General features: G+C 69.1%; 10 protein-coding genes and 1 tRNA gene. 5 read left to right on the top strand and 6 right to left on the bottom strand.

The features are described from left to right. Window positions 1-131: 131 nt before the first annotated feature. Together ABD339_RS18615 and ABD339_RS18610 are read right to left on the bottom strand one after the other, a co-directional pair. Complete coding sequence (locus ABD339_RS18615; protein WP_425576025.1) at window positions 132-1,628, bottom strand: DUF3631 domain-containing protein; 1,497 nt, start codon at window positions 1,626-1,628, stop codon at window positions 132-134. A gap of 158 nt (window positions 1,629-1,786) precedes the next feature. Further along, window positions 1,787-2,005 carry a helix-turn-helix transcriptional regulator gene (locus ABD339_RS18610; protein ID WP_344567428.1) on the bottom strand — a complete coding sequence of 73 codons (219 nt, stop codon included), beginning with the start codon at window positions 2,003-2,005 and terminating at the stop codon, window positions 1,787-1,789. A 359-nt stretch (window positions 2,006-2,364) separates the two neighbouring features. On the opposite strand from ABD339_RS18610, the gene ABD339_RS18605 reads away from it, so the two are divergent. Both ABD339_RS18605 and ABD339_RS18600 read left to right on the top strand, forming a co-directional pair. Continuing rightward, the gene (locus ABD339_RS18605; protein WP_344567427.1) at window positions 2,365-2,640 is read left to right on the top strand and encodes a helix-turn-helix domain-containing protein; all 276 of its coding nucleotides are present in this window, start codon (window positions 2,365-2,367) and stop codon (window positions 2,638-2,640) included. Then, window positions 2,640-3,878 (top strand): tyrosine-type recombinase/integrase, encoded by a 1,239-nt coding sequence (locus ABD339_RS18600; RefSeq protein ID WP_344567426.1) that lies wholly within the window; start codon window positions 2,640-2,642, stop codon window positions 3,876-3,878. Before ABD339_RS18605 ends, ABD339_RS18600 begins: the two co-directional genes overlap by 1 nt. A 97-nt stretch (window positions 3,879-3,975) precedes the next feature. Here ABD339_RS18600 and ABD339_RS18595 read toward each other — a convergent pair whose 3' ends face one another. From ABD339_RS18595 to wrbA, 4 genes are all read right to left on the bottom strand, one after another. Next, window positions 3,976-4,353 carry a hypothetical protein gene (locus tag ABD339_RS18595; RefSeq protein ID WP_344567425.1) on the bottom strand — a complete coding sequence of 126 codons (378 nt, stop codon included), beginning with the start codon at window positions 4,351-4,353 and terminating at the stop codon, window positions 3,976-3,978. A 69-nt stretch (window positions 4,354-4,422) separates the two neighbouring features. Continuing rightward, window positions 4,423-4,495, bottom strand: a tRNA-Arg gene (locus ABD339_RS18590). A gap of 425 nt (window positions 4,496-4,920) precedes the next feature. Then, window positions 4,921-6,783: a glycoside hydrolase family 3 protein gene (locus ABD339_RS18585; protein WP_344567423.1), complete on the bottom strand. Its 1,863-nt coding sequence runs from the start codon at window positions 6,781-6,783 to the stop codon at window positions 4,921-4,923. Window positions 6,784-6,955: 172 nt separating this feature from the next. Next, window positions 6,956-7,606 (bottom strand): NAD(P)H:quinone oxidoreductase, encoded by a 651-nt coding sequence (gene wrbA / locus ABD339_RS18580; protein WP_344567422.1) that lies wholly within the window; start codon window positions 7,604-7,606, stop codon window positions 6,956-6,958. Window positions 7,607-8,200: 594 nt separating this feature from the next. Between wrbA and ABD339_RS18575 the strand changes: the two genes are divergently transcribed. From ABD339_RS18575 to ABD339_RS18565, 3 genes are all read left to right on the top strand, one after another. Continuing rightward, entirely contained in the window at window positions 8,201-8,872 is a 672-nt protein-coding gene (locus ABD339_RS18575) for a TetR/AcrR family transcriptional regulator (RefSeq protein ID WP_344567420.1), read from the top strand. Between the two features lie 595 nt (window positions 8,873-9,467). After that, the gene (locus ABD339_RS18570; RefSeq protein ID WP_344567418.1) at window positions 9,468-11,018 is read left to right on the top strand and encodes an MFS transporter; all 1,551 of its coding nucleotides are present in this window, start codon (window positions 9,468-9,470) and stop codon (window positions 11,016-11,018) included. A 485-nt stretch (window positions 11,019-11,503) separates the two neighbouring features. After that, a complete protein-coding gene (locus ABD339_RS18565; RefSeq protein ID WP_344567417.1) occupies window positions 11,504-12,520 on the top strand; it encodes a sigma-70 family RNA polymerase sigma factor in 1,017 nt (338 codons plus the stop codon). The last annotated feature ends 172 nt before the right edge of the window (window positions 12,521-12,692 follow it).

Genomic DNA, 12,692 nt, shown 5'->3' with positions numbered 1-12,692 from the left:
CGTCCCGTGGCTGGTCAGCGCAGGTACGGATGCGGGTGCAGGTACGGATAGATCCGTCCCGGTGAGGACGTCCGTCCCCGTGCTGACCTGCACGGGGACGGACGGGACGGATCGAGACGGATTCGGGCCGGTCAGCGGTGGTGCTTGGGACCGGCCGGAAGGCCCGGCGGCGGTGTGGCGGCGACCGGCCCGGACGGGGGCGCGAGTGGCCCACGCTGACCAGGCGACCCGGGTTCGTTTGCCGCTGCCGAGGGTTCGGGGCAGTAGCGCTCCCACGCGTCGCGGAACTTGTTGCGTGTGAAGCCCTTGGCCTGGCGTCCGTCTGCGAAGCGGACGTTGGCGGGCGCGATGTCGAAGCCCCGCAGCAGATTGGCCAGGTGGTAGGCGTTCAGGCCGTTGGCTCCGTGTTCCGCCCAGGGGGCTTCGGGGTCGCTGCGCAGCGCCTCGATCAGGTCGTGTGTGCGCAGGGCCTCCGGGTCGTCCCTCTTGGCGAAGATGTGGCGGATGTCGCGCAGGAGCCGTGTCTTGAGGGCGGTCTCCTCGTCATGGTCGGCTTCGTACCGAGTCATGGTCGAACAGGCGGCACGGGCGAGGCCGGGCCAGTCACCACCGGCCAGGTCGGCGGCGAGGACGAGGGGTTCCCAGGTATCCGCGGCCCGGTCCTGGACCGGCATCTCGGGTACGAGGTCGGCGGCGGACTCCGCCAGCGGGGTCAGCCAGGCACCGAGCCGGTCACGCAGACTGTGCAGGTCCGGGACGCTGGTACGGGAGCGGAACTGCGCGATCTTCTCGCCGGACTTGCGCTTCTGCATGCGGATGACGATGGCCCGGTCCATGATCGTGTCCGGCAGGTTGCCGATTCCGGCGAGCGCTGCCATGGCGAAGGTAGGGAACTGGGTCGGCTTGTGTTCGGGACCGCTGATGCGCCAGGCGGGCCGATTGCGCTGGTGGCCCGCGTTCAGCAGGCCGCGCAGGTCCTCCTTGTCGCCCGCCTTGGGGCCGAAGATGGTGTCGGCCTCGTCCACCAGCAGGGTGGGCGGGTTCTTCCCGATGACCCGGTAGACCACCGCCGGGGAGGTGTTGACCGTGATCATCGGTCGGTGCACGGTCTCGGTGATCACATCCAGCAGGCGGGACTTCCCACATCCCTTTGTCGGTCCGACGACCGCGAGCCGTGGCGCGTGCTGGAGCACCGGCTGGAGGTGGGTGGCCGCCACCCACAAGGTGACCGCGGTCAGCGCCTCCGGGCTGGGCAGGACCACATACCGACCGACCGCAGCTCGCAACTCGGTCAGCAACTCGGCTCCCTCGCTGACCGCTTGGTCCCCATGGGACGCTGATCCGCCGGGGCGTGCGGGACCGTCCACCCCTTCCGGTCCCCGGGCCACGTGGGGACCGGTCCCGGTCTCGTCCCCGGTCCCCAAGCCACTGGCCTGCACTTCTTCCCCGGAGGTGGCAGCTCGGTCCCCGGCCTCCGACGCTTGGGGACCAGCTTCATGGCGGGGACCGTCTCCGGCCCCGGGCTCGGCGGTCCCACCGTCCCCGCTCGGGACCGTGGGGACTGACCGGAGGCCCTGACCGGGGACGGCCACCGGCGGCCACTCCACCTGCGGGCGGCGCGGGGGCATAGGATCGTTCATACAGATGCTCCTCATGCGGTGGGGCCGGCACGTGCGAAGTGCCGGCCCCACCAGGTCAAACGTTTAGCGATGGGTGACACCTCGGGGAGCCTGCGGCCTCCGGCGTTGGCGCGCTGGAGGCCGCTCTTCTGTTCCCCCGGGGCAATTCAGGAAGCCAGGTCCATATCGCGGTCCAGCCAGGCATCGACCTCGACCCAGCGGTAGCGCAGGTGCTTGCCAACCTTGTGGACCTGCGGGCCGATGCCCCGGTACTTCCACTGGTAGAGGGTCGGAACCGGCACGCCGAGGTAGTCGGCGACCTCCTTCGGGCTGGCCAGGGCCCGAGGGCTGGTGGGGGCGGAATTGCGGGGCGAGGTGGAAGGCATGCATTTCCCTTCTGGTCTGATCCGTACGGAGGTGTGGACAACACAGCCACACGTTCGTCGCGAAAGCGAGCGTCATTGTGCGGACGAATCACGGCCGCACCAAACGGCAGCTCTACGAAGCAGTAAAAAGCCTATGGAGAAACGCCGGTTTGGGTAACCGGCGATGTGCTGCTATGTTCCGCCCCGCGCTGACGGGGGTGGCTCACATCGGACGCTTGAACAGGGAACCTTCGGCGCGACGCGCCAGGACCGCCGCAGGCGTCCCGGACCCGTAATGCGCAGCTCCACTGCCCATTTACCCTCTCCCGAACTGTGCGCGAGGGCGTATACACCATGATTCACGGTTTCCAAAAACGCGAATGTCGAGCTACAACATCGACATGGCGAAACGACCCCTTGCAATCGGGCCTGCCGGATTCCGGACTGCCCGACTGATCGAGCATGTCCGGAATGAGCGTGGCCTCAGCCAGCGTGAACTGGCTGCGCGTTTGAACCGGCTCGGTCATCCACTCGCGCACACGGCCCTCAGCCGTATCGAATGCCTTCGACGGCGCTGCGACGTCGACGATCTCGTTGCCATAGCCGGGGCCCTCGAAGTCCCGCCGGTGGCCCTGCTCCAGCGGAGGGAGAGCTGATGGCGCGCGTCTGGATCGAAGACCGTATCGATCACACGACGTACGCGCGCGCCCTGGCGCAGGCCAAGCAGGCGGGCCGTACTCCGCCGGGCCGCTATCGCGTGCGCTGGTACGACCTTGACGGCAAGCCGAAGATGAAGACCGTGGCCCGCAAGATCGACGCGGAGAACGAGCGGACGAAGGTCGAGTCCCGCCTCTCCGACGGCACGTACCGCGATCCGGCGGCGGCGCGGGTCAAGTTCGCCGAGCTGGCGGAGTCGTGGCTGGCGGCACAGGTCCATCTGAAGCGCTCAACACGCATTCGCTACCGAGGAGTTCTCGACGTCCACGTGTTTCCCCGTTGGGGAAACACACGCCTGGACCGCATCCGTTTCGAGGACGTCTCCGAGTGGCTCGCGGCGATACTGTCCGGTGAGGCCACGGGCGGCAGGAAGCTCAGCGCACGCTCGGTGCGCAAGGCGTACGTCGTGCTCAGCCGCGTCCTCGGCTTCGCCGTCAAGTCCCGTCGTCTGGCGTTCAATCCGGCTGTCGGCGTGGAGCTGCCCAAGGCGGTGCCGGCCGATCATGTCTACCTCGATGACATGCAGGTCGAAGCCCTGGCCGACGCGGCTGGCGCGTACCGGGTGTTCATCCTGCTGCTCGCCTATACGGGCCTGCGCTGGGGCGAGGCATCAGCGCTGAAGGTGGGGCGGGTGGATCTCGACGCGTGCCGTGCGCACGTCGTCGAGGCGTACGTCGAGGACAACGGCAAGCTCTACCTCGACAGCCCGAAGAACCATGAGCGCCGGTCAGTACCAATCCCGCGTTTCCTCGTCGAAGAACTCCAGCCGTACGTCGAGGGGCGGGGCGAAAGCGAGCTGATGTTCACCGCCCCGCATGACGGGCCGCTACGTGCCCGCAACTTCCGTCAGCGGCTCTTCGCGCCCGCCGTGGCCAAGGCGGGCCTGGGCCATCTGAAGCTCACCCCGCACAAGCTGCGCCACACGGCAGCCTCGCTCGCCATCGCCAGCGGCGCGGACGTCAACGTCGTCCAGTCCATGCTCGGCCACAAGTCCGCGACCCTGACGCTGGACACCTACGGCCATCTCTTCCCGGACCGTCTGGACGAGGTCTCGAAGAAGATGCACAAGCGCCGCGCCAAGCAACTTGCCAAGGCGAAGGACAAGCTGAAGAAGGCGGAGAAGAAGGCACGCAGGGCCGCCGAAGAGGTGGTTGAACTGGAGGGCTCCGCAGCGTGATGTGTGCTTTACCCGTGCTGGGCAGTCGCTGGGGCCGTGTCGCCATTTCCGGGGGAAGGCGTGGCCCCAGCGGCAGATCGGCCGGGGTATGGAGCGTTCAGGGCTTCCGGCGGAAGGCTTCGGCCATGGCTTCGGCCGCATGTTCTTCGGCGAGCCGTGCGATCTTGTCCGGAGCCTCGCGTGTGTCGAGTACGAAGAGTCGGCCGCCCACGAGCCTGGTGACGGGCTTCCAGTAAAGGCGTCGGCCCGCCTCACGCGCCGCCCGGCGGACGTCGCCCAGCTCGCCCAGTTCCGCGAGGTCTCCGCTGCCGAGGATCAGCTGCCCGTAGTAGCCCTCGTATTCGGGCTTCAGCGCTGCCCTCATCAGGTCCTCAAGGTGATCCACCAGGTTCCGGTGCCGGCGCTGGGACAGCTCGTCCTTCTTGGGCATCGGGCACAGCTCCCACGGGGAGGGGCACAGGCGCATGTGTGCCATATGTGTGCTGCAAGACGGAGGCCCCGCCGCCCTCACGGACGACAGGGCCTCTGACCTGCTGCTTTGCTGTGCCCCCGGCAGGATTCGAACCTGCGACACCCGCTTTAGGAGAGCGGTGCTCTATCCCCTGAGCTACGGAGGCGTGCCTGCTGGCGGGTTGGAGTGGTTCCACGCCGTTCGCAAGCGCTGGGACGCCCCTGAAGGGCGGCCCAGGACAGGTTAGCGGATAGACGAGGGGCGTGGCGCGGGGCCGGGGTGGGGCGCAGCGCCATCAGCGCCTCAGCGCCACGGTCAAGGGGTCGGGCGCCGATCGAGTACGGCTGCTGAGCGGGCCGCTGTCGAACGTCGTCCAGGCGTCCAGGCGTCCAGGCGTCCAGGCGTCACGCGGCGCGTCCGGATGCCTGGAGGGCATCCGGGAAGCCGGGCACCGGGGCAGCCTTCAAGGACCCGTTCGTCCGGCCGGGCATCCGGTCGTGCGCGCGGGCGGGCGCGCCCCGGTGTGGGGCGCGCCTTGGTACGCAGGGGGCGGGGCCGGGGTATGGCGTCAGGCCGGTCCGGTGCGTGTCGCTAGTGCCGCGCGTACCGCAGGCCGTGGCCGAAGCGGTAGAGGGTGCGGTTCGGGTCGTTGAGGGCGGCGATGGCGACGGGGAGGCGTCCGCTTGGGTTGAGGTCGCCGTACAAGGTGTCGGCGAGGGATGCCATGGAGGGTGCGCCATAGGAGTACGTCGCCAGGTAGGCGGGGATGTCGGGGTAGCGCTGGATGTCGTAGGGGTTGCGTACGGCGGCCACCACCAGGCGGGTATGGGTGGCGTGCAGCGCCTGGATCAGTGCGGCCTGGGCGGCACCCTTGTCGGTGGGGGCCGCCGCGGCGTTCGCGAGGACGATGGTCACCTCGTGTTCGCGTGCCGCCGAGACGGCTTCGGCGATCTTGGCGGCGTTGGGGGCGAGGCCGGTCTCCAGGATGGTCGCCGACTGTCCGCGCCGCTCGCCGACCGCGCGGGCGAGTGCTGCGAGAGGCGCGGTGCCCCAGCCGGTGACAAGGATCTCGCGCGGGGCGCCCGTCAGCGGCAGAGCGCCGCGCTCGTTCCGGATCAGCGTCACCGACCGCTCGGTGATCGCGCGGGCTCGGGAGCGGTGCCGCCTGCTGCCGACCACGCGCGCGGCCCGCTGCTCGCTCACATACGGGTAGGGGAACAGCCGTCTGCGCAGCTTGTGTTCGAGAATACGGGTGACCGAGGCGTCCAGCCGCTCCCTCGAGATCTTTCCCGTACGCACGGCGGACAGCACCGCCGCGAAGGCGGTGTCCAGCTTCGGTGCCAGCACCAACTGGTCGCAGCCCGCCTGGAACGCGCGTACGGGCGCCACGTCGGGCGGGAAGTCCGCGGTGGCTCCGCCCATGTCCAGCGCGTCCGTCGCGATGACGCCCTCGAAGCCCAGTTCCTCTCGCAGCAGCCCGGTCACAATGGGCCGCGACATCGTCGCAGGGACCAACGAGGCGTCCAGGGACGGCACGACGATGTGTGCCGTCATGATCGTGTCCACGCCGCGCCGGATGGCGGCACGGAACGGAGGCAGGTCGATACGGTCCAGTTCCTCGCGCGTGTGGGTGATCTTCGGCAGTCCGGTGTGGCTGTCGATGTCCGTGTCGCCGTGGCCCGGGAAATGTTTGCCCGCGCTGGCGACTCCGCCGTGGTGGTAGCCGCGTACGGCGGCCGAGACGAAGTCCGCGCACAGCCGCGAGTCCGACCCGAACGAGCGAACGCCGATGATCGGGTTGGCCGGATTGATGTTGACGTCGGCCACGGGTGCGTAGTTCTGGTTGATGCCGAGGGCGGTCAGTTCGGTGCCGATGATGTCGGCCGACTCGTAGACGTCCCGGGCCGAGCGCGTGGCGGCCAGCGCCATGTTGCCCGGGAGCTGGGTGGCCGGCTCCAGCATCCGGTAGACGACGCTGCCTCCCTCCTGGTCGATGGAGACGAGGAGCGGGACGTGGGCGCCGCCGCGCAGGGCCGCGCGCTGGAGCCCGTTGGAGAGGCGGGCGATCTGGCGCGGTTCGCGGACGTTGTCGGGGCCGCGCCGGGAGTCGAAGTAGATGACGCCGCCGGGCCGGTACTTGGTGATGACCTCGGCCGGGGTGGAGACGCCGTACAGATCACGGTTCTTGGCGTGCTCCGTATCGGCCGTCCGCCCGTAGACCTCGACGACGAAGAGCTGGCCGACCTTCTGTTCGAGGCTGAGCCGGTTCAGAAGCGAGGCGGCGCGGGCGCGTACGGCCGCCGTCGTGGCGGGCGAAGACGAGGCGGAAAGAGGCGAGGGGGGCGAGGCGGCGGAGGGTGGCGCCGCGGTCGCCTTCGGGCCTGTGACGCCGATCGCCGCCGCGGTCCCTGCCGCGGCGGCGATCACCTGTCTGCGGGATGTGGGCTGCTGCATCGGAACGCTCCTCACATGTGCGGGCTGTTGCTGCACGGGGTGCATGTGGGGGACACCGCTGGATGCGACAGCACATCGTCGCAGCGTGGACTCCGGCCATACCAGACGGCGCGCGGAACTTCATGGGTCCAGTCCAGTGGCGCACCGGAGGGTGCGGAAAAAGGCGGCCGGCTCAGTTTTCCGCGAATCCGGAGGCCAGCGCCCTGGTGACTCGGACGACCCGCTCGCACTGAACCCGCGCGGCCTTCAGCGTGGTCCCCTCGACCGGGCTCTGGCCCTGCGCGTCTACGTGCGAGGTGCCGTATGGGTTGCCGTCGACGAACTTCGACGGGTCCGTGTATCCGGGGGCCACGAGAATGCCGCCGAAGTGGTGGACGGTGTTGTAGAGCGCGAGCAGGGTGCTCTCCTGCCCGCCGTGCAGGGTCGCGGAGGAGGTGAAGCCGCTGTAGACCTTGTCGGCCAGCCTGCCCTCCTGCCAGAGCGGGCCGAGCATGTCCAGGTACTGCTTGAGCTGCGAGGTGACGTTCCCGTAGCGGGTCGGGGTACCGAAGAGGACGGCGTCGGCCCAGTCGATGTCGTCCGGTGTGGCCTCGGGAATGTCGGCCGTGGCGCGGGCGTTCTCGGCCCAGGCCGGGTTCGAGTCGACGGCCTCCTGCGGTGCCAGCTCCCGCACCCGGCGCAGCCGGACGTCGGCGCCGACTCGCTCCGCTGTCTCGGCCATCTCCTTGGCGATCGTGGCGACGGTGCCGGTTGCCGAGTAGTAGATGACGGCGAGTTTCACGGGCCCGGCGGGGGTGGAGGAGGGGGACGTGGCTGCGGACATGATGGCTCCGTTTTCGATGGTTCCGATATCCCGCGAAGTTCACTGCGGTCACGGCGTCCGTGGCGTTCGCGGCGTTCGGTATGGGTTCGGTGTGCGGGTGACTTTGGGCGGCGCCGATCGGGCATCGGCGTCCTAGTTGAATCTTGAAGGTCTTTCGTCGGCGGTGCGCTGTGATCCCGAAAACCCGTCGGGCCCCAAAGAGTGATGTGGGTCACGCGAGTCAGGGAAATAACCGGGGAACGCGTCCCCGTTTACATAGGCGTCCTCACGAAAACGGGGACCAGGTCCCCGGATGGGCCAGAGTGACAGTTCGACCTGAGAGCGCCAAGGCGTTCCCTCTGATGCGTTCAGGCCGCACGAATCACGTCGGTCCGTACCCGTCACGAGGACGCCGCATGCGGCCGACGCACGCGGCGTGAAACGGGCGTACGGGCGCATGGGGACAGGCGCGCACACGGGGCGCCTGCGCAGCACCACCGCGCACAGCACAGCCATCACGCTCAACACGCACATCACCCATAGCAGGACCACCACGCACCACAGCCGGTGTGCGGTATACGCCGTAGACCGGACGACGACCACGAGGAGCGCAGCATGAGCAGCGCGAGCGCCACCATCGCCGCCAAGGGGGGCACCACGACCGGTGCCGCGCCCAAGGCGCGCGCCGACGCCGCCCGCAACCGCGAGCGCATCCTCACCGCCGCACGCGAGGCGTTCGTCGTCCACGGGGCGGAGGCGTCCCTGGATGACATCGCACGCTCGGCGGGCGTCGGCAACGCCACTCTCTACCGCCACTTCCCGGACCGCGACGCCTTGATCCACGGGGTCATGCACTTCGTCACCGAGCGCATAGCGAACCGGGCGGCCCTGGCACTGGAGCAGGAGGACGGCCCCTTCGAGGCCCTGCGCAGTTATGCCTTCGGGGCCGCGGCAGAGCGCATCGGCGCGCTCTGTCCCATGCTCTCCGGCCGGTTCGACCCCTCGGACCCCGAGTGCCTGGAGGCGCGCACGCGGATCGAGAAGCTGACCAAGGAGCTCATCCGGCGGGCACAACACGCCGGTGAAGTGCGCGACGACATCGATGTCGGCGACGTCATGATCGCCCTGAGTCAGCTCACCCGCCCGCTCCCAGGCGTCGGATGCCAGCGGATCGAACGTTTCGTCGAGCGCCATCTGCTGCTCTTCCTCGACGGACTGCGCGCACCCGCTCCATCCGAACTCCCCGGCCACGCCGCGACCTTGGAGGAACTGCGACCAAAGAACTGACCGTCGTGCCCGCGGCCCCGCAGAAGGGCGGCGGCACGTCAGCCGAGTGATCGAACGGAGGGACGTGGCCGGGCGGCCGGGAGCGCGGCCAGGCGGAGAGGACCGGGGGACCTGGAGGACCAGAAAGCCGGAAGCGGCCGATGGCCGGGCGGAGGAACTCAGGCGCTCGGGCCTGCGGCTTGTGGCCCGGTGGCGGTACTCCGGCGGCCGTGCTCCGGCGCATCCAGCCGGAGGGTCGGCTCAGGTTCGGTGCCAGGGCCCGGGCCCGAGTGCTGGACAGCGGCGGGGTTCGGCTCACGGCCGTACAGCCCTCCGGCCGTGACACCTCTGACACCGTCGTCAACCCCTCGCAAGCCCGGCAGATCCCGCCGTCATCCTCATCGTCCCGCCACCGCAGCAGTCACCATCGCGACCACCCTCGCCGACGCCCCTTGACCTCCGTACACCCGAGTACGCGTCGGTCAGGTACCGGCACCCGGCAAGCACCGCATCCGTAAGAGCACGGGGGGCTCATGCGGGCGCTCAGCAGCACATTTCAGTAATCAGACCCACACATTCCGTTTTTCGTATTCCGCACCGTGAGGTAGGCACACCCATGCCAGAAGCACCCACCTCGGCCGCCGCACAGGCCGGGCTCGACCCCCGGAGATGGAAGGCCCTCGCCTTCATCGCCATCGCGCAGCTCATGGTCGTCCTGGACGCGACGATCGTGAACATCGCGCTCCCCTCCGCCCAGACCGACCTGGGCATATCCGACGCCAATCGGCAATGGGTCATCACCGCCTACGCCCTCGCCTTCGGTGGCCTGCTGCTCTTCGGCGGCAGGATCGCCGACATGTGGGGCCGCAAGCAGTCCTTCGTCACCGGGCTCATCGGCTTCGCCGCAGCCTCGGCGATCGGCGGCGCCGCCACGAACGAGGCCATGCTGCTGGGCGCACGCGCCCTCCAGGGCGCCTTCGGCGCGCTCCTCGCGCCGGCCGCGCTGTCCCTGCTCGCGGTGATGTTCACCGACGGCAAGGAGCGGGCCAAGGCATTTGGTATCTACGGCGCCATCGCCGGCGGTGGCGGTGCCATCGGCCTGATCCTGGGCGGCGTTCTCACCGAGTACATGAACTGGCGCTGGACGTTCTACGTGAACATCCCGTTCGCCGTGATCGCCGCCATCGGCGCCGTACTCGTCGTCCGCGAGCCCAAGGCCACGCACAACCGTTCGGCACTCGACATCCCCGGCGTCATCCTCTCCACGCTCGGCTTGGTCTCCCTCGTCTACGGCTTCACCCGTGCCGAATCGGAAGGCTGGAGCGAGGGCGGCACGATCGGCATGTTCGTGGCCTCCGCCGTGCTGCTGAGCGCGTTCGCACTCGTCGAGTCCAAGGTCCGGGCGCCGCTGCTGCCCCTGCGCGTGGTCACCGACCGTAACCGTGGCGGCGTGTTCCTGTCGCTGGGTCTGGCCACCATCGCGATGTTCGGACTGTTCCTCTTCCTGACGTACTACCTCCAGATCGTCAAGGGTTACTCCCCGGTCCGCACCGGCGTGGCCTTCCTCCCGATGGTCGCCGGAATGATCACTGGCTCCACACAGATCGGCGCCCGGCTGATGACGAGGGTCCCGCCGCGCCTGCTGCTGATGCCCGGCTTCCTGGTCGCCGCGCTGGGCATGCTGCTGCTCACCCAGCTGGAGGTGGACAGCTCCTACCCGGCGCTGATCCTGCCTGCCGAAATCCTGCTCGGCCTGGGTCTGGGTACGGCGTTCATGCCCGCGATGTCACTGGCCACGCACGGTGTGCGAGCCAGCGACGCCGGTGTGGCATCCGCCATGGTCAACACCTCGCAGCAGGTGGGCGGCGCCATCGGTACCGCACTCCTGAACACCATCGCGGCGAGTGCCACCACCGCGTACGTCACCTCGCACGTCGCCGAGGCCACCACCAAGCCCGCCCAGCAGATGCTCAAGCTGGAGGCCATGGTGCACGGCTACACCTCGGCGATCTGGTGGGCGGTCGGCATCCTGCTCGTCTCCGCCTCCATCGTCGCGGTCTTCGTGAACACACGGGGCCAGGGCGGCGCCACCGAAAAGGCGTCGGACGGCGAGGCCACGGCCGACGGCACCGGCGAGCCGGAGCCCGTGCTGGTGGCGATGCACTGACCATGCTGGGCGCACCTGCGCCCCTCGGCCACGGGCGCCTGCGCCACTCGGCGCGGGCCCGTTCGGCCACTCTCTGAGGCGGCCCCCGTACCAGTGGTACGGGGGCCGCCCCGGCGCTGTCCGCCAGAGCCGCCGTCCAGTGCTCTGCGGATCCGATGTGAGGTGATCATCTGGGCGCCACGCAACCAAGAGGGGTCCTTCGCCGTCTACTCAGGTGAACGGACGGCCGGAAGCGACGCCTTTCCGGGGGTCTGGGGCCCCGGTCGCGAGTGGCCTCGATACCGCTCCGACCAGCGCATTAGCGCACTCTGTCACTGTCGAGCCCGCATGAGTGGTCGCACAGGGTACTGCATGATCCGAAAAATGATGCGCGAGTTGGGAATTTAGTCCGGATTCCAGCCGTTGACATCTACGCAGGACGGGCACTCGGGGAGTGTCCAACAAGCCACCAGGCCAAGCTTTAGACCACTCGCAAGGGAGCACGCATGGCAACCCGTGCCGTCGCCCGTCGTCAGGAGCGCGCGACCGGTGTCTCTGACACGGCAGGCAGTGTTCGCGCCGCCGGCAGCGAAGTCGCGGACCGCGACCTGGTCGGCATGTATCTCGACGAGATCGCCCGGACGCCGCTGCTGGACGCCGCCAAGGAAGTCGAGCTGTCGCTCGCGATAGAGGCGGGCGTCTACGCCCAGAGGATCCTGGACGGCCTAGAGGAGCCCCTCGCCGGTGACTCGCCCAGTGCGAAGGCGAGCCGGGAGGAGTTGGAGGGGGTCGTCGCCGAGGGAGAGCGCGCGAAGGACGTATTCATCCGGTCCAACCTCCGCCTGGTCGTCGCCGTCGCCCGTCGCTACCCACGCAGCGGCCTGCCCCTGCTGGATCTGATCCAGGAGGGCAACGCCGGCCTCGTCCGCGCTGTGGAGAAGTTCGACTACACCAAGGGCTTCAAGTTCTCCACCTACGCGACGTGGTGGATCCGCCAGGCCATCACCCGCTCGATCGCCGACCAGTCCCGCACCATCCGGCTCCCCGTCCACCTCGTGGAGGAGCTGGGCCGGATACGGCGAGTGCAGCGCGAGTTCAACCGTGAGCACGGGCGGGACCCGGAGCCGGCGGAGGTGGCCCAGGAGCTGAACTCCACACCTGAGCGCGTTACCGACGTCCTCGACTGGGCCCGGGATCCGGTCAGTTTGAACATGTCGGTCGACGACGAAGGCGAAACCCAGTTCGGTGACCTGCTGGAGGACACCTCCGCCGCCTCGCCCGAGCAGTCGGTGCTCACCGTGCTGCGCCGGGAAGAGCTGGACGACCTCATCGGCAGGCTCGATGACCGCACAGCCTCGATCATCAAGGCCCGCTACGGAATGGTCGATGGCCGCGAGCGCACGCTGACCGAGGTCGGCAAGCAGCACGGCCTGACACGTGAGCGTATTCGGCAGATCGAGAAGCACGCCCTGCTGGAGCTGAAGAAGATGGCTCACGCCACGGGCTTCGACGCGGCGGCGTAATCCACAGAGCCCCCGTCCCCACAGACGAGCCCCGGTGCCCTCCCCCGAGCGCCGGGGCTCTTTCGCGCCCGCTTGCGGCGCTCGGCACCGCTCCGCGCTCGGCACCGCTCCGCGCTCGGCACCGCTCCGCGCTCGGCACCGCTCCGCGCTCGGCACCGCTCCGGCCACCCCC

Source organism: Streptomyces axinellae (assembly GCF_039532135.1).
GTDB classification, from domain to species: Bacteria; Actinomycetota; Actinomycetes; order Streptomycetales; family Streptomycetaceae; genus Streptomyces; species Streptomyces axinellae.
This window is presented reverse-complemented; position numbering and strand designations above follow the sequence as displayed.